The sequence below is a fragment of the Salinisphaera sp. G21_0 genome, from assembly GCF_017744115.1.
Lineage (GTDB): Bacteria > Pseudomonadota > Gammaproteobacteria > Pseudomonadales > Endozoicomonadaceae > Endozoicomonas.
Window position 1 is genome coordinate 1 of record NZ_JAGHQW010000034.1, and the last position, 17,669, is coordinate 17,669.

The 17,669-nt window shown below is 50.9% G+C and carries 13 protein-coding genes and 2 pseudogenes; 6 read left to right on the top strand and 9 right to left on the bottom strand.

Annotated elements, in window-relative coordinates:
• Window positions 1-607 (bottom strand): hypothetical protein (locus tag J7439_RS15815; protein WP_209202944.1); only part of this gene is annotated, 607 nt, incomplete at its 3' end.
• A 28-nt stretch (window positions 608-635) separates the two neighbouring features.
• Between J7439_RS15815 and J7439_RS15820 the strand changes: the two genes are divergently transcribed.
• Window positions 636-860, top strand: coding sequence for a hypothetical protein (locus J7439_RS15820; protein WP_209202945.1), 225 nt, complete (start codon window positions 636-638; stop codon window positions 858-860).
• Window positions 861-1,150: 290 nt separating this feature from the next.
• Here J7439_RS15820 and J7439_RS27525 read toward each other — a convergent pair.
• From J7439_RS27525 to J7439_RS15845, 5 genes and pseudogenes are all read right to left on the bottom strand, one after another.
• A pseudogene (locus J7439_RS27525) lies at window positions 1,151-1,525 on the bottom strand (IS66 family transposase); the annotation flags it as partial.
• A gap of 788 nt (window positions 1,526-2,313) precedes the next feature.
• Window positions 2,314-3,714, bottom strand: a complete 1,401-nt coding sequence (pntB, locus tag J7439_RS15830) for a Re/Si-specific NAD(P)(+) transhydrogenase subunit beta (RefSeq protein WP_209202947.1) — start codon at window positions 3,712-3,714, stop codon at window positions 2,314-2,316.
• 15 nt (window positions 3,715-3,729) lie between these two features.
• Window positions 3,730-5,262, bottom strand: coding sequence for a Re/Si-specific NAD(P)(+) transhydrogenase subunit alpha (locus J7439_RS15835; RefSeq protein WP_209202948.1), 1,533 nt, complete (start codon window positions 5,260-5,262; stop codon window positions 3,730-3,732).
• An 803-nt stretch (window positions 5,263-6,065) separates the two neighbouring features.
• The gene (gene glpK / locus J7439_RS15840; RefSeq protein WP_209202949.1) at window positions 6,066-7,574 is read right to left on the bottom strand and encodes a glycerol kinase GlpK; all 1,509 of its coding nucleotides are present in this window, start codon (window positions 7,572-7,574) and stop codon (window positions 6,066-6,068) included.
• Between the two features lie 134 nt (window positions 7,575-7,708).
• A pseudogene (locus J7439_RS15845) lies at window positions 7,709-8,465 on the bottom strand (MIP/aquaporin family protein); the annotation flags it as partial.
• Window positions 8,466-8,861: 396 nt separating this feature from the next.
• Between J7439_RS15845 and glpA the strand changes: the two are divergent.
• From glpA to J7439_RS27210, 4 genes are all read left to right on the top strand, one after another.
• Window positions 8,862-10,550, top strand: coding sequence for an anaerobic glycerol-3-phosphate dehydrogenase subunit A (gene glpA / locus J7439_RS15850; RefSeq protein WP_209202951.1), 1,689 nt, complete (start codon window positions 8,862-8,864; stop codon window positions 10,548-10,550).
• Window positions 10,547-11,857, top strand: a complete 1,311-nt coding sequence (gene glpB, locus J7439_RS15855) for a glycerol-3-phosphate dehydrogenase subunit GlpB (protein WP_209202952.1) — start codon at window positions 10,547-10,549, stop codon at window positions 11,855-11,857. Before glpA ends, glpB begins: the two co-directional genes overlap by 4 nt.
• Window positions 11,851-13,047 (top strand): anaerobic glycerol-3-phosphate dehydrogenase subunit GlpC, encoded by a 1,197-nt coding sequence (gene glpC, locus J7439_RS15860; protein ID WP_209202953.1) that lies wholly within the window; start codon window positions 11,851-11,853, stop codon window positions 13,045-13,047. The genes glpB and glpC overlap by 7 nt, the downstream gene beginning before the upstream one ends.
• Before the next feature lie 82 nt (window positions 13,048-13,129).
• Complete coding sequence (locus tag J7439_RS27210) at window positions 13,130-13,231, top strand: DeoR family transcriptional regulator (RefSeq protein ID WP_353620154.1); 102 nt, start codon at window positions 13,130-13,132, stop codon at window positions 13,229-13,231.
• Between the two features lie 93 nt (window positions 13,232-13,324).
• Here the strand turns inward: J7439_RS27210 and J7439_RS15870 are convergent, their stop codons facing one another.
• Window positions 13,325-13,993 carry a TetR/AcrR family transcriptional regulator gene (locus J7439_RS15870; protein WP_209202955.1) on the bottom strand — a complete coding sequence of 223 codons (669 nt, stop codon included), beginning with the start codon at window positions 13,991-13,993 and terminating at the stop codon, window positions 13,325-13,327.
• A gap of 180 nt (window positions 13,994-14,173) precedes the next feature.
• Here J7439_RS15870 and J7439_RS15875 point away from each other — a divergent pair, with 180 nt between their 5' ends.
• Complete coding sequence (locus tag J7439_RS15875; protein ID WP_209202956.1) at window positions 14,174-15,589, top strand: hypothetical protein; 1,416 nt, start codon at window positions 14,174-14,176, stop codon at window positions 15,587-15,589.
• Here J7439_RS15875 and J7439_RS15880 read toward each other — a convergent pair.
• Window positions 15,586-16,257 carry a TetR/AcrR family transcriptional regulator gene (locus tag J7439_RS15880; protein WP_209202957.1) on the bottom strand — a complete coding sequence of 224 codons (672 nt, stop codon included), beginning with the start codon at window positions 16,255-16,257 and terminating at the stop codon, window positions 15,586-15,588. The two genes, J7439_RS15875 and J7439_RS15880, sit on opposite strands and share 4 nt — an antisense overlap.
• Window positions 16,238-17,626 (bottom strand): APC family permease, encoded by a 1,389-nt coding sequence (locus J7439_RS15885; protein WP_209202958.1) that lies wholly within the window; start codon window positions 17,624-17,626, stop codon window positions 16,238-16,240. Before J7439_RS15885 ends, J7439_RS15880 begins: the two co-directional genes overlap by 20 nt.
• Between the last annotated feature and the right edge of the window lie 43 nt (window positions 17,627-17,669).

A 17,669-nucleotide genomic window follows, 5' to 3' on the forward strand; every position in this document is an offset into this window, starting at 1 on the left:
ACGCTTCCACCTTCGCTTTGTCGGGCAAGCCTTTGCCATTACACATGGAGGAAAAGGCCCGCAGCAGTTCCAGGCTGAATTCGCCGTTCACCTTCCAGCACTCCCACGCTTTGAGCGCTTCCACCTTTGCTTTGTCGGGCAAGCCTTTGCCATTACACATGGAGGCAATCTGTTTCAAGCATGGGTTAGCAGCAACCGCCTCAATATTTTCCTCGCTTTCTTCTGCAAACTTTTTTATCTGAGTCTTCGAGTTGAGCATGCTGGTAAGGCAGCTGGTATTTGTAATCTGCTGGGGGTTTACAGCTAAAAAGAACGTGTTGGCCCTGGCAAAATAGCCTTTGAAAGTCTGAGAATCTTTAACAATGCTGAAGTTTTTTACCTTGGAAAAGAGGGAATGTGCGGGCGGCTTTCCCCTGTCTCGCGCTAACTGGATTTTCCTGTCTTTGAGGTTTTTCAGAAGAGTCCCGGCATTCTTTAATATTGCTTGAATTTCTTGATTATTTAAATGTGTTCGCAGTTCATTTTGCTGGCTTACAGAAAATTCTGAAATTGATGTTCCACTGTTAATTTCTGTAGTGAGCGGTACATCCTTCATTGGGTCAGGCATGACCTGCACCATCGCTGAGGTATGTTCATTGCCAGTTAATAGCCTGTTGTCGCTGACTGTTGGTAGATTTCTTGATATGGAACTGATCACTCCCGGAAGCCTGGAAGCTGCGTCAGCAGGCATGGCTGGTTCGGTCTCCATTGGCTCCGGATTAGCAGGTAGCGAAGTTGAAGAACACACAATACTCCTGCTGTTGTCAGTAACACGCCTGCGCTTTATGGATGGGATGGGCCCGGATTCAGATTGCAGTTGATGCGGTGGAAATGTTCCAGTGCCCGTTGTTGTCTGTTCCACTTGGTAACCTGACATGGATCGCTTTCTTTCTTGTTTTCGGCTGTTTGCTGGCCGGTGCCTTCCGGCTTCAGTGGATGTTAACGGGGATGCCGTGTCTGCGGTTACTGATGAGGAAGGTGATTGCATGGTTTCTTCGGGGATTACCTGTTTCCAGTTGGAGAATCGTCTGGGGATGACAACAATAGAACTGAACTAGTCAGCCCGTTAAAGTTCTAGGCAGCCGGTATCAGGGAAGGCTGACCTGTTTTGTCAGGCAGTCTGGCTGTGAGATGTGTTTCGGGATAGCGCACCGCTGGCTTTTACATTCCAGGGCAGGAGTGCTTCCAGCTTCTCAACCGTATCCGCATACGGCAGTTCCTCCAGTACGTAACAAATGTACTCGAAAGGCTCCAGTCCATTGGCTTTGGCACTTTCGATCAGGCTGCAATAAATGGCGCTGGCCCGGGTGCCATCAGGGGTATCGGCAAACAGCCAGTTGCGGCGTCCCACAGTCAAGGGGCGAATGGCATTCTCGGCAGCGGCATTGCTGATGTTCAACAGGCCGTCTTCACAGTAAATGATCAGCTTTGGCCACTGGTTCAGGGCATAACCGATGGCATTATGAATCAGGCTGCCAGGTTCAACCCGGTTTATATTCCAATGGCACTGACTTAAGCTTAAAAACCCCGCAAACATGGGGATTGATACAGGTTTAGAGATTTGAATTGGAACCACAAAGCACACAAAGAGCACTAAGAAGAGCTTTTCTTTTCCTTTGTGCTCTTTGTGTGCTTTGTGGTTCCAATCGCCGGGTGCCTTAAAGTCCACGTATGACAAGGCTTTCACCCTTAAGTCAGTGCCATTGGTTTCAGGACTGGTCGATGGTGAGGTTGAGGCAGGAGTACCGGTCGGTTCTTTACTGGTTCCCGGATTGTGGTCTTGCGACGTCTCGCCCCCACAACCCGGCAGGCTGGCCAGCGCCAGACAGGCCATAGCCACCTGGTTAATAGTATTGAAATAGCTATTGGCAGGTATGGCTCTCTGGGCCAGGCGCAGGGCCAGCTCTTTAGGTTGAATTTTCAGCTGTATCCATGGGCCACCCGGCTGGTCAGACCGTTGCCCGGGGTCAAAGTCCGGATGAAAGGATTTAGCCACTGACTTGCTGATACTCCAGATACCCGACCAGGCAGAACCCTGCCCAAGGTTATGGCTGGTATCAGTGTCAGCCGAATCAGACGGTGGCGTCATGGTTACGCAGGAAGTGAGTACAGGGGTCATTTCATTGCTTCCGGGTTACAGGATTCGGAATACAAATGTAGATGCAAATAGGAATGATTGTTTTTTTATTTTAACAGTACCGGGATTACTGAGAATTCTTGCCAGAAATGTTCCAGGCTGACAGCGTTTGCTGCCCGCCTGGAGGGAAGGGAATATCAGAACTGTTTGAGAATCTGCTCAACACTGTCGGTTGCATCACCAAACAGCATACGACTGTTGTCACGGAAGAACAGTGGGTTTTGAACACCCGCATAGCCGGTAGCCATCGAGCGTTTGAAGACGATCACTTCTCCGGCTTCCCAGACTCGCAATACCGGCATGCCGGCAATGGGGCTGTTGGGATCTTCGGCCGCCGCCGGGTTCACCGTGTCGTTGGCACCGATCACCAGAACCGTATCGGTATCAGCAAAGTCATCGTTGATTTCATCCATCTCTTCCACGATGTCATAAGGCACTTTTGCCTCTGCCAGCAGTACATTCATATGACCCGGCAGCCGACCGGCCACCGGATGGATACCAAAACGAACGTTGATACCACGGTCCCGCAGCTTCTTGACCAGGTCACGAACCGGGTGCTGAGCCTGGGCAACCGCCATACCATAGCCAGGCGTAATAATGACACTGGCGGAGTTCTTCAGCTGTTCCGCAACGTCTTCTGCGCTGACTTCCGTATAGTCACCCTGTTCACCACCTTCGACGATCGTCCCCTCTGCGGTACCAAAGCCACCCAGAATCACCGAAATAAACGAACGATTCATGGCCCTGCACATCAGGTAAGAGAGGATGGCACCGGAAGAACCCACCATGGCACCGGTAATGATCAGCAGGTTGTTGCCCAGCATAAAGCCAGTCATGGCCGCCGCCAGACCTGAGTAGGCGTTCAGCATGGAGACCACCACCGGCATATCGGCACCGCCAATACCCAGCACCAGGGTGATACCAAAGCCAAATGCCAGAAGGGTAACCAGCACTAGCGCCAGAATACTGTGCTGCTGTACATAGACAACACCCATCAACACCGCCAGGCCAAGGATAGCCAGGTTGGTCCAGTGCTTACCGGGCAGTGATACCGGACGGCTGGAAATCTTGCCATGAAGCTTCATCGCCGCCACCACTGAGCCACTGAACGTCACTGCACCAATAATAATCCCGATAAAGATTTCCGAGCTGTGAATCAACTGCTCAGCGGACATAACCAGGTCTTTCAACTGACCAGCCAGTGAGTCATTGACTTCCAGCGCACTGGCAAAACCAATCAGTACCGCCGCCAGACCACCAAAGCCGTTCAGAATGGCCACCAGCTGTGGCATCTCCGTCATCTGAACCTTAAGCGCCAGGTAAAGGCCAACACCCGCACCCACCATCATGCAGAGAGTGACCAGGGTAATACCGGCAATATGGGCATGGGCCAGGGTGGCCAGAACGGCCACCACCATCCCGGTGATGCCATAGATATTGCCGTTTTTTGCCGTATCCTGTCGACTAAGCCCGGCAAGGCTCATAACAAACATTAATGCAGCGACCAGATAAGCCGCTACCAGTAATCCTTCAGACATTGCGAGCGACTCCTGTTAATCCAGACGGAACATCTTGAGCATCCGCTGGGTAACAGCGAATCCACCAACAATATTGATGACAGCAACCGTGATGGCAATACCCGACAGTGCAAGTACGATATTGTTGTCACTGCCCATCTGGACCAGACCACCAACCACCACAATGCCGCTGATAGCATTGGTAACACTCATCAATGGCGTATGCAGCGCAGACGTCACATTCCAGATAACGTAATAGCCGACGATGGAAGCGAGGACAAAAACGGTGAGATGTTCCAGGAAACTGCTGGGGGCAGAGTTAGCCACACAACCAAAGAGCACAGCACCGACAGCCAACAGCACCGGCTTCAGCCAGGGCCTGGCCTTTGCTTCTTGTTCAGGTTCTTTAGCCACCACCGGTTCCGGCCCGGCAGCCGGGGCTGCACTGACTTTCACCGGGGGTGGTGGCCAGGTGATGCTGCCGTCACGGATCACGGTCAGGCCACGGATCACTTCATCATCAAAGTTGATATCAATCTGCCCATCCTTGTTTGGACAGAGCAGTTTCAACAGATTCACCAGGTTAGTGCCGTACAGCTGCGATGACTGGGTAGGCAGACGGCTTGGCAGATCGGTATAACCGATCACTTTTACGCCATGGGCGACAGTGATCTGGTCCTTGACGGTACATGCACAGTTACCACCGGTCTGGGCAGCCAGATCGACAATGACACTGCCGGGCTTCATGGCCTTGACCATGTCTTCGGTGATCAGCTTTGGTGCCGGTTTGCCGGGAATAAGCGCTGTGGTGATGATGATATCAACGTCTCTGGCCTGCTCCATAAAGAGTGCCATCTCAGCATCAATAAACGCCTGGCTCATCTCTTTGGCATAACCATCGGAAGAGTCCTGCTCTTCTTCATAATCAAGCTCAAGGAACTCGGCCCCCATACTCTCAACCTGCTCTTTTACTTCAGGCCGGGTATCGAATGCACGCACAATGGCACCCATGCTGCCCGCTGCACCCAGGGCAGCGAGGCCAGCAACACCGGCACCAATGACCAGCACCTTGGCTGGCGGAATTTTACCGGCCGCCGTGATCTGGCCATTAAAGAAGCGGCCAAACTCATGAGAAGCCTCAACCACCGCACGATAGCCACCAATATTGGCCATTGAACTCAGGGCATCCAGAGACTGTGAGCGCGACAGCCGCGGTACGCTGTCCATTGCCAGAATGTTCACATTACGCTGGCTGAGCTTATTCATCAGCGCTTCATTCTGGGCTGGCCAGATGAAGCTGGCCAGTGTAGCGCCATCTTTTAGCAGTGCAATTTCATCATCAATGGGCGCGTTCACCTTGAGAATAATGTCTGAATTCCAGACCTCATCACGATCAACAACCCGGGCACCAGCCTGAGTAAATGCTTCATCCCCAAAGCTCGCTTTTACCCCTGCACCTCGTTCAACGACGACGTCAAAACCGAGCTTCTGCAACTTGCCCACTGTATCGGGCGTTGCAGCAACACGATTCTCGTTTTCCTGGACCTCTCCAGGGATCCCTATGCGCATAACGGTCACCGGAAGCTAAATTAATAGACTTTTCATTCAGTGCATCAGCACCCAGCGCTTCTGAACCGGATACAAGGAGCCAGTTCAGAGTGCTACCCCAATCAACAATGCTGGAACTTTTACTGTGAAAACGACCAAGATTCTTACCTGATTTGTACGTTGACAAGATCACAGGAACCGACAACATACGACATCATTCTCACAGCAAAAACTCAGGCATATTGAGCTGTTTCATAAGATGGCCCCCTTACAGGCAGCCTGTCTCAGAAGCCCTTCTTATAAATCAGGGCACACATAGTAAGTGATTTTTTGACAAAGTGGTAATTAACAACACTTGCTGGCGGGATTACCTATTTACTTATAGCTCGAAAATTCTGGGCAAATGTAATAATCCACAGCCAATCTTGCACAGGCACTATCGGTCAGTGTTGAGTGATGAAATGTTAATTGTGGGTATGAAAGACGGAGAGAATCATCCCAAAAGGACAGGCAAACTGAGAAATAAGGTTGGATTTATAAGGCTACGGTTGTGTAGATCGGCTACCAGACTCCACACCCCACATTGGCCAAAGCAATGCTCTTAGGGTAGACATTAAGCGCCTACTCCCAGCTTCGGGAAGTTGAAGACGGAACCACGAAGGACACGAAGAGCACAAAGAAGAGATTTTCTTTTCCTTCGTGCTCTTCGTGTCCTTCGTGGTTCCATTCAAAAGCCATTGAAAATGGAGGGGTAAGCTTAATGTCCACCCTAAGAAGCAGTGCTCAGGGTAGTAAACACACCCTGAGCCCGTGAACACTTGTGTTTATTCCTGGTCTTCCCATTTCAGGCTGCGTTCTACGGCTTTTTTCCAGCCTTTGTACAACCCTGTGCGCTGTTCATCATCCATCACCGGAGTATAAACACGATCAACGCCTACCTTGTCCTTAAGCTCGTCGATGCTCTTCCAGAAACCAACGGCAAGACCTGCCAGATAAGCGGAACCTGCTGCTGTTGACTCCGTCACCGTTGGACGGACCACTTCCTTATTCAAAATATCTGACTGGAACTGCATCAGGAAGTTATTGGCAACAGCGCCACCATCCACACGCAGCTGTTTCATTTCGATACCGGCATCCTGCTGCATCGCTTCAATCAGATCACGGGACTGATAAGCAATGGCTTCCAGCGTGGCACGCACAATATGGTTACGGTTAGCACCACGGGTCAGACCGAAAATGGCACCACGGGCATAAGGATCCCAGTAGGGCGCTCCCAGGCCAACAAAGCCCGGTACTACATATACACCATTGGTGTCTTTTACTTTGCTGGCAAAATATTCGGTATCCGCCGCATCACGGACCAGGCCAAGTTCATCACGAAGCCATTGAACAGAAGCACCACCCATAAAGACAGAACCTTCCAGGGCATAATGCACCTTGCCATCAATACCAAAGGCAATGGTCGTTAAGAGACCATTTTCAGACTTAACAGGGGCCTCACCGGTATTCATCAACAGGAAGCAGCCTGTGCCATAGGTGTTCTTGGCCATGCCTTTCTCATGGCACATCTGGCCAAACAGGGCAGCCTGCTGATCACCTGCCATACCAGCAACTGGAATCCGGGTACCACCTTTACCACCAATGTTGGTCTTGCCATACACTTCCGAGCTGGACTTCACTTCAGGCAGCATACTGCGTGGAATATCCAGCACCTGCAAAATGGTGTCATCCCACTCCAGACGGTTGATATCAAAAAGCATGGTCCGTGAAGCGTTGGTGACATCCGTCACATGGGCGCGGCCATTGGTGAGCTTCCAGGTCAGCCAGGTATCCACGGTACCGAACAACAGGTCACCTTTCTCGGCACTTTCACGGGCACCTTCGACGTTATCAAGAATCCACTTGATTTTTGTGCCAGAGAAATAGGCGTCCAGAACCAGGCCGGTGGTTTCACGGATATGGCTTTCCAGACCGGCTTTTTTTAATTGTTCGCAGATCTCCGTTGTACGACGGCATTGCCATACAATGGCGTTATAGACCGGCTGACCGGTAGTTTTATCCCAGACAACAGTGGTTTCCCGCTGATTGGTAATACCAAGAGCGGCCACCTCGTCCGGTCGAATATTGGTTTTTGCCAGCACCTCGGTCAGAACCGAACTCTGGGTCGCCCAGATCTCCATCGGGTTGTGCTCAACCCAGCCCGGTTGAGGATAATACTGGGTAAACTCCCGCTGAGAAGTACCGACGATGTCACCATCGTGGTTAAAAATAATGGCCCGTGAACTGGTTGTACCCTGATCAAGAGAAACAATGTATTTCTTTTCAGTGGTCATTCTTTTGTCCTTAATTCCTTAGCTGGCAGGGGTATCACCCCTACCTTCTCACAAAAATCGGCTAACAATCGATCAGGCGGTTCTGATTTCACAACCAGGTGTGGCGCACACAGCAGGTTCTACCTGCTTGCCCAGCACATTGATGTAAAGCCATGCGCCGGTCATGGCACCACAGATGGGAGCAACAATCGGTACCCAGAAATAGGGATTGGCTCGTGCCCCCGTCAGCGCCACTTCGCCCCAGCCGGCAAAAAATGCAAAGAGTTTCGGGCCAAAATCCCGTGCCGGGTTCATGGCAAAACCGGTCAGAGGGCCGAAAGATGCCCCGATAACCGCGATAAGAACACCGATAAGAAGGGCGGAAAGTGCGCCGTTGGAAACACCATTATTCTCATCACCAATAGCCAGAATGCCGCCCATCAGCACTGCGGTAATGACGAACTCAACAGCGAAGGCCTGCAGGTTAGTGAGTGACGAGTGTGCATAAGTGGAGAAAATACCCGCTGTGGCCAGACTCTGCTCAGAGCCACGAATCATATTATGAGCCAACTCATAATCAGCGAATAAGCCACTGTACAGGAAGTAAACCAGGGCCGCAGAGCAGAACGCACCCAGCATCTGGGCAATAATAAAGGGAATGACCTTTTGCTTGTTGAAGCCTTTAAAGACCATTAAGGCAAGCGTCACTGCCGGATTCAGGTGAGCACCGGAAATGCCGCCGGTCACATAGATGGCAATGGCAACACCAAGACCCCAGACGATGGATATTTCCCACTGACCGAAATCAACACCGGCCAGAACGAGCGCCGCTACACAACCCGCACCAAAGAAAATAAGGAGCCCGGTGCCAATAAACTCGGCAAGACATTCCCCCAGCAATGATTTTCTCATAATGGCTACTTCCACCTGCTTCACGCAGATCAACAATTATTAGTTAAGGCAGTGTCGTAAATACTGAATTCAGCGAATGCCTTGTTGGCGGCGAATTTTTACAAACAACAACAAACATTATCAATCCTGAAAGATTGATATAAATCAATCAATTACCTATAAAGAAAGCCAATTGCGGGAAATACGCACAAAGCGAATCAACTAAACAACATTAATTTTCATGCACCTCATGAACTTCGATTAATCATTAACCACACCCAGAAAATTCTGATGTTCGTTTTTTGTCTGAGCGGATAACTATTCGTGTTTTTTTGTTGATTTGTGTCATTTGCTAAATATTGCCGTTTATTTATAGTGCGCGCCGCGAACATAAACGAACATGTAAGAGCAAATTCAATGAGGCAGATAGAGACCGACGTTGTCATCATCGGCGGGGGCGCGACCGGAGCGGGCGTTCTTCGCGACTGTGCGCAACGGGGAATGCGTGCAATCCTGGTCGAAAAGGATGATATCGCCAACGGTACTACCGGGCGTAACCACGGTCTGCTCCATTCCGGTGCCCGCTACGCAGTGACCGACCCTCACTCTGCCATTGAATGCATCCGTGAAAACCAGATTCTGAGGAAAGTGGCCAGCCACTGTATCGAAGAGACCGGTGGGCTGTTCATCACCCTGCCTGAGGACGAACTCTCCTTTCAGGAAACATTCATTACCGCCTGTACATCTGCGGGTATACAGGCAGAGGCATTAACACCTGCAGATGCCCTGCGCATTGAGCCAAATGTGAACCCCGGGCTGCTGGGCGCTGTGCGTGTTCCAGACGGTACCGTAGACCCTTTTCGTTTAACCGCTGCCAATATTCTTGATGCAGAAGAATACGGTGGTCGTCTGCTCAGCTATACCAAAGTCGTTGGCCTGATCATCAACAATGGCCGGGTACGGGGGGTACACTGTATCAAGGTGAAAACTGGTGAGAAAGTGGATATTCATGCCCAGCAGGTGGTGAATGCTGCCGGTATCTGGGGCCAGCAGATTATTGAATACGCAGACCTGGCCATTCGCATGTTCCCGGCTAAAGGTTCGTTATTGATTGTTGATTACCGCATTAATGGCATGGTGATTAACCGTTGTCGTAAACCCTCCGATGCCGACATTCTGGTACCCGGGGACACCATCTCTCTGATTGGTACCACCTCGGAGAAAATCCCCTACCGGGACATCGAGAACATCCGGGTGACCCCCGACGAGGTTGACGTACTGTTAGCTGAGGGCGAGAAACTCTGTCCGATCATGGCCAGGACCCGTGTACTTCGTGCCTATTGCGGTGTTCGCCCGCTGATCTCTCTGGGGGATGATCCATCGGGTCGAAATATCAGCCGGGGGATTGTCTTGCTTGACCACGGTGAAACGGATGCCTTGCCGGGTCTTATTACCATTACCGGCGGAAAGCTGATGACCTATCGACTGATGGCTGAAATGGCAACGGATGCGGTGGCAAAAAACCTGGGCAACAGCAAACCCTGTGTCACAGCTATACGACCACTGCCCGGAGCTAATGGCAAACACAGCGATATTTACGCCCCCCAGGTTTCTATCCCGGTATCAGGCTCTGCAAAGTACCGCCATGGAGAAAGAGCGGCAAAGTTTCTTGCCAACGACAAAAAGCAGAATGCGGTTATCTGTGAGTGCGAAATGGTCACTCGCGGTGAAATTGAATACGCCGTCCATAATCTCAATGCCAGAGATCTGGTTGACCTTCGTCGTCGGACTCGCATTGGCATGGGGCCTTGCCAGGGAAAAATGTGTGCCTGTCGGGCGGCCGGTATTGTCAGCGAAATAACGCACGACGATAACGGTAAACAAGCGCTGCACAGCGTAGGTGAGTTTATGCAGGAACGCTGGAAGGGAGTCAGGCCGGTGCTGTGGGGTGATGCGATGCGCGAAGCCGATTTGAGCTACTGGCTGTACAACAACCTTCTGGGCTACAGCCAGCTGGAACCCAGTGATCCGGATTCCCACAGTGTCAATCCTGGCGAAGCTGCTGTGCTCCGCGGGGAAGAGTCAAAGGAAGAGGTAGCCCCATGAACTACGACGTTATTGTGATTGGCGGAGGCCTTGCGGGTTTAACCGGCGCAATCCGCTGTGCAGAAGCAGGCTTGAAAACCGTTGTGATCAGTGCTGGAGAGAGCGCCCTGGCCTTTGCCTCCGGTGCTATCGATGTGTTTGGCATTGAACAAGATAATTCTTTCGTGGAATGTCCATTTGCAGCAATCCGTCACCTGCCATCCACCCATCCCTACCAGAAAGTGGGAGCAGCATCTTTACAGCAGGGATTGACATTTTTTACCGAACAAATGGCAGCAGCTGGCATCCAATTGAGCAATTTTGGCCAGCAGAACCATGGTCGTCTGACAGCACTGGGGGCCATTCGCCCAGCCTGGTTGAGCCAGGAAGGTGCTGACAGCCTGCCGTTGCTGGCTCCTGCCGAAGGCATACGTCGTGTTGCCATCATCAATATTGCAGGCTTTCGTGACTTCCAGCCGGCACTGATGGCCGCAGGTATGAAGCGACATCCCGGATTCTCTGAGGCAGAGTTCATACTGGCGGATATCAAAACAGCAACCCTGAACATTAACACCAGAAATGCCTATGAGCTGCGCTCTCTGGAGTTAGCCCGAACCCTTAAGCGTGACCTGTTCAGCCAGCCTAATGGTATAAACATATTGTCGTCTGCTTTACAGAAGGCAGCCGGTAATGCTGATCTGGTGGTTATACCCTCCGTCCTCGCTGTAGAAGGTGGTAATGAGCTGATCCGTCAACTTGAAACACTGACCGGCCTGCGTATTTGTGAAGTCGCAACCTTGCCGCCATCACTCCCCGGAATGCGCATGGCCTCTGCCCTGAAGCAGCGATTCCGGCAGTTGGGCGGTATGTTCCTGGAAGGTGACCAGGTGCTTTGTGGTTGCTTTGCAGAAAACCGACTGAGCTCGGTGAAGACCAGACTGAACCCCGATATGCCCATATCCGCCAGCCACTTTATTCTGGCAACCGGCAGCTTTTTCAGCCAGGGGCTGGCCAGTGACCGCCATCATCTGTCCGAGCCGGTTTTTGGCCTTGATGTTGATGCACCGGACAGTAGGGATCAGTGGTCAGATCATCGTTTTATGGATGGTAAGCCGCATAATCTCAGCCACTTCGGTATTAACACCAGTGAACAGTTAAACCCGTACCGGAACGGTCAGAAAATCCATAATCTTTACTGCGCAGGTGCGGTGCTCAATGGTTTCAATCCGGTTCAGGAAGCCAGTTCGGGTGGGGTAGCCATCGGCACCGGCTGGTTTGCTGCAAACAGGATTATTGCAACGATGCCTCAGGCGGAAGAAACATGCTGAACACCATTGATACCAGCTTTGACAGCTGCATTAAATGCACCGTCTGCACAACCCGCTGTCCGGTCGCTGAAGTAAACCCGGACTACCCTGGCCCCAAACAGGCAGGCCCGGACGGGGAGCGTTTACGCATCAAAAACCCGGCACTGTATGATGAAGCATTGCAACACTGCACCAACTGCAAACGCTGTGAAGTTGCCTGTCCGTCGGGTGTTCATGTAGGTACGGTTATTCAACTGGCCAAAGCCCGGCATGGCGGTTTCAAAAAAGGCCCCCGGGAATTTATTCTCAGCCACACCGATATGATGGGGTCACTTTCTACCCCTGCGGCACCTGTCGTCAACATCGCCACACAGCTGAAACCCGTTAAAAAGCTGCTGGATAAAGTGTTTGGAATTGATCAACGACAAACCCTGCCAAAATACACCCATCAAACATTTCGTCGCTGGTTTCAACAGCAGAAGGCGCAGCAGAACCGCTTCGATCGTAAAATCAGTTTCTTCCACGGTTGTTTCACTAACTACAATGACCCCACCGTGGGAAAACACCTGGTAGCAGTCCTGAATGCCATGAATATCGGTGTCACGCTGTTAAAGAAAGAAAAGTGCTGTGGTGTCCCACTGATAGCCAATGGCTTCTTCGATAAAGCCCGCAAAAATGCCGAACTGAATATGGGGCAGTTTGCCGACTCATTAGCGGACAGTGAATGTGTACTGGCAACAGAACCCAGCTGTGCCATGACACTTCGGGACGAATACCCGGAAGTGCTTCATGTGGATAACCACGCCATCAAAGAACGTATTCTGTTTGCCTCTGCGTTTATTACCAGGGAATTTGCCAAAGGCAATAAGCCGGATATGACGCCCGTTAACCTGAGAGTTGCCTATCACAGCCCATGCCACCTGATCAAACAGGGTGGCGTGATTCACACCATGGAACTGTTAAACAGTATTCCCGGGCTGGAGGTGATCATGCTGGATCAGAAGTGCTGCGGAATGTCGGGTACCTACGGTTTTAAAAAAGAGAACTATCAAACCTCTCAGAACATTGGCCAGGGTGTCTTTGATCAGATCGAAGCGCTTAATGTGGATTATGTGGTCACTGACTGCGAGTCCTGCAAGATGCAGATAGAAATGAACACCGCTCATAAAGTGCTGCACCCGTTGACCCTCATGGCACAGTCATTAGCATGAGAATTCAAAACTTATGGACGTTCACAAAACGACAAAGCTTGTGCATAAACAGCAACAGATCCCACAGAGCCGACGCCATGAAATGATCATCACCCTGCTCAGGCAGGAAGGCTTTGTGACCACTGAAGCTCTGGTGCAACATTTTAACTGGAGCAGCTCAAGCCAGGAGGCTGTCCGAGAATAGCGCCCGTAGCGAGGATGGCAGAAAATTGAGGATAAAAAGTCGGAAATTTTTAGACCAATTTGCTGCCACCGCAGTAGGGCAGTCTATTCTCGGTCAGCCTCCCAGGGCAGACAACGCTGATTGTCTGCTAATAAGTTGCCTTGGGATATACTCCCCCAAATAAGCCAGCGCAGCATTGACCCCCTCACGGGCCATAACATCAGTGATATTGCCATACTCCTGATGGGATATTGAATAAACCTTGTCCGCTATTTGCAGCGCAATGGCAAAAATATTGAACCCGGCTGGCAGGGGTGGCAGCTGGTAATACGCTTCGTGACATTTCCGGATTCGACAACCCAGCATATCGTCATGCTGATAGTCAGCATGTAGCAGGGCACCGGGTGTGTACTGTCCAAGAATCAGGTCCCGAACGTATTTGTGCTGTCGGTAGTAGCTCACATACCTGACCTGAAGTTGTCGCATGATATCTGTCCAGTGATGAATTGCACTCTCATCAAGGGGCTGATCCAGAATCGCTTCAAAATCGGTAAAAATGTCCTCCAGTAATGCTTCCAGTATTGCGTCTACTTTGGGGAAAAAGTGATAGACAGAGGATGGAGGCATCCCGGCTTTTTCCGCTACCTGGTACAGTGAAAGTTCATTAATAGCGTTCTCTTCCAACAGTTCCCGGGCAACCGTGAGAATGGTACTTCTCCGCTCAAGACTTCTGGCCTGAGTCTTGCGGGATACTTTGCGCTGTTTGCTTACGACTTCTGTCATGGGAATTCATGCATGAGGAGGGGAGAGTCTGGTATCGAAGTATTGTCATCCTCTTGCACCAAAGTCGCAAGAATAGGCATCACTTGAATTTGGGAACTTAATTCTGACCCGTTTGTCAAAAGACTGTCGTTTTTCAATCATGCTAACAACTGTGGTGTTCACCCTTAATCAGGAGTTTTCATGAGTAATCCCTTCCCATCACTACCATCCGACTCTCACCCTGTTGTCGGAGGTGCTATCAATCAAGTACTGCTTTCGGCAGATCAGGAGGCTTCCTGCCTTCCATCGGCAACCTTCGATTCCAGAAGCACAGCTATTGACTTGCCGGAGCCCGGGAACCTGCGGATGCGGGAGTATTCCGAGCTGGATATTTCAGACACAGAACGGGATATTTCAGACGCAGAAAAGGAACTGCATGAACGGGCAATCACACCTCTGAAGGATCATATTCTTCAGATGATCTCCAACACTCCCGGCCTCAAGGCGAAAGCCTCCATGGCCAGAGAGGTCGTGACGCTCGCCCGGTCAATACATGAATGTGTGAAAAGTGAAATAAACATGCATCTCTCCTCGGCCTGGCCAGACCTGCAAGCAGTGTCCCGGATTGTCAGCCAGTGGCCAGAGTCCCTGAAGGAGTCGGCTGCCTATGTCCGCTATGGCTGGCCGGTTTTGACGGTTGGCATGTATTCCAGACAGTTCTTGTGTGACTTCAAGTCTGTTACTGATGTCTGTCGTTTATATCGTTCTGATTACCCCCGTGCCCATCCGCGCATTCACCCTGATTTTCCCAGTATTTTTGAACATTTTGATCCAAAGGACTGTGAGGATCTTTCTCAAGAGGAATTTCAACACTATTTCGGTGAGTTTCCCCGGGAGATTCAGAACCTGATCAAAAATCCGCCTCTCGATTTTCTGCTACTCAAGCCAGGCGTATATCTGGATTATCCGGTCTTCTTCCGTCTGGCCAGGGATATATGGCTTGACGCATTACCGACTGGTAATACCGGAATCATGGACAGGGTCAGTCACTTGATGGTGTCGTTTGCCAGGCAGCAACACAGCCTCTTCGCGTATCGCCTGGATCCCTACTGGGAATCCCTGGACGACCGGCTAAGGAACATTCATTCACTGAACTGTGATGATCTGTCAGTTATAGCGTTTGAGCTGGCAACGCATCCCCGGAAATGGCAGGAAAGATATCCAGTTATTTTCCGTCAGTTACTCAGCCATGGTTTTTCGAGTGAGGAAAGCCAACTGATGAACCGCTTTGACCAGTGGGGGGCGGATACCGATTCGCAACTGAAATTCAGTCACTGGGCAGAGTCAGCGTTGATTCCGCGTATCGTCATGACCCTGCACTTTCTGAGAGATATTGTGCAGTATATCGATGAGCATAAGAGTAAACATGTCAGCAACAAACCTCTTTTATCGATGGATATCGAAAGAGGAGATTACTTCGATAAAGATACCGGGCAGCTGCTGTCACCCATCATTGCAGTGGATTTGAGGAATACATCTCCCCTGGTGGAAACACGAGAGGTGCTCGCTGATTTTTTCCGTGGTAAAGCATCACAGGCTGGATCAGAAAAGCGCTAATACCTGTGAAGTTTTCGCTGAAGCTTTTCCGGTAAATACAAAGCAAGATATGCCCGTGCAGCTCTCCAGCCTTCCATAGCCATTGTCGGGGTGATATTGCCAAATTTCTGGTGAGAAATGGCGTACACTTTGTCGGCTATTTGCAGGGCAATGGCAAAAATATTGTAGTCCCCTGGCAGCACCGGTAATTCAAAATAACGTTGATAGATACTCTCGATCTGCCTGCCCAGATCATCATCGTGCCGATGATCTGCGGCCAGAATATCAACATGCAGATGTTGCCCGAGTATCAATGCCCGGGCCATCTCGTTTTGCTGATAATACTGTTGCATACGTGTTTCCAGAATAAAGCCAATATCACTCCAGTGGTTAATTTCCTGGTCAGGCAGAGGCCTTGAAACACACTGATCAAAGGCGTCAAATACTTCCTCAGCCAGGGCCTGCAGCAACACTTCAATCTTTGGAAAAAAATGATAGAGGGAAGAGGGTGGAATGTCTGCTTTATGGGCAATATCGTACAGTGAAAGACTGGGGGTTGATGCTGAGGTAATCATCTCCCGGGCGACACTTAGTATTTTCCGGCGTCGTTCCAGGCTTCTGGCCTGCAAGCGCCTGCCTTTTCGGGTATCAGTTTCACTGGCCGACTTTTTAACTGGCAAGACATCCACTTAACTTCTCCTCGCGAGTCTGACGTTTGCTGAGCATCCATTCACCGACGCCTATCACCACCAAAAGGCCGAGTATTGTAGATGAGGTGTGTAACAGATCATAGGCACCCAGCGGGAAAACAAAAAAGAACACAGCCATGGCCGTTAGTATCCATGGTAAAAAAGCCGCCGCCTTAACCGCCCGGGCATGACGGATCAATTGCAGCCCGGAGTTCGGGGAGAGGTCTCGCTCTTTCAACACCAGGTAAGCCGGGAACAACAACAAGTAAGGGAGTAAAAAAACCAGATTGGCAAATGAGAACAGCGACCAGTAGAGGGCGTCAGCGGAATCCGCCATGACGCCATAAAGCAAAATGGCCAGCGATGCCAGAAAACCACTCAGAACACTGGCTCCGACAGGAGTACCACAGGCTGGGTGCTCAAGACCAAACAGCGCTGGCAACTCTCCGGAATGAGCAGCTTCAGCCGCCGCGTAGTTCGCGCCAATACTCCAGGTCACCATGTTGGCAACCAGACTGAACATAATCAGCAGGCCAAGCATGATGGTAATGATGTCACTGCCCGGCAATGGTGCCACTATCTTTTCCAGTGTGGCCAACAGGCCATTGATCAAACCGATCTGTTCAACCGGCAGTGCGGCTAATATGCCGAACACAGCAAACAGGTAAAGAATGGTAATGAGCCCAACGGCCATCAGTTGAGCAAACGGCAAATCTTTGTCAGGATCTTTTATTTCATCCCCGATACAGCTAATAAGGTCGAACCCAACCAGTGAAAAGATAATGACCGGGAAAAAACGTAAGCCATCATCAAGGCTTGGCGTCAGGGTTTGCAGGTTAATCGGATTGGCTAACCCGGAGCGATAAACCGTCATCACACCACCAATGCCAAGCAGAAAAACCACCACCATCTTACAACAGGCTCCGGCATTGGGAATCCACTTCCCGGTGTCCAGTGACAGACAACAGATCAACACCGTCAGCCAGGTGGCAACCAATGCAAACAGTATCTGGTTAGTCAGCGACATGGCTGGCCAGAGCATCTGCGAGAAAACACCAGCCATCATAATAAACGTAGCAGGCATCCACAGCGCAACATTCACCCAGTACAGCCAGCTGGTGCGAGCAGACCAGTTCGCGCCAAAAGCCAGTTTCACCCAGTGAACAATGCCGCCACGGGATGGCCAGCGGGTGCCCAGCTCAATGCTGATTAAAGCGTAGGGAATGGCAAAAAAGAGAAAGGCAATCAACCACCAGGTCAGGGATTGAACCCCGATCGACGCTGCTGCTGCCAGACCGTCAATAGTCAGCACGGCACTGAGCGTAAACAGGGTAATATCTTTGCGAGTCAGGCGTCGGTGAGTATTCATGGATCACCATGCTGGTCATGTTTTTATTGAATAGTGGGCCAGA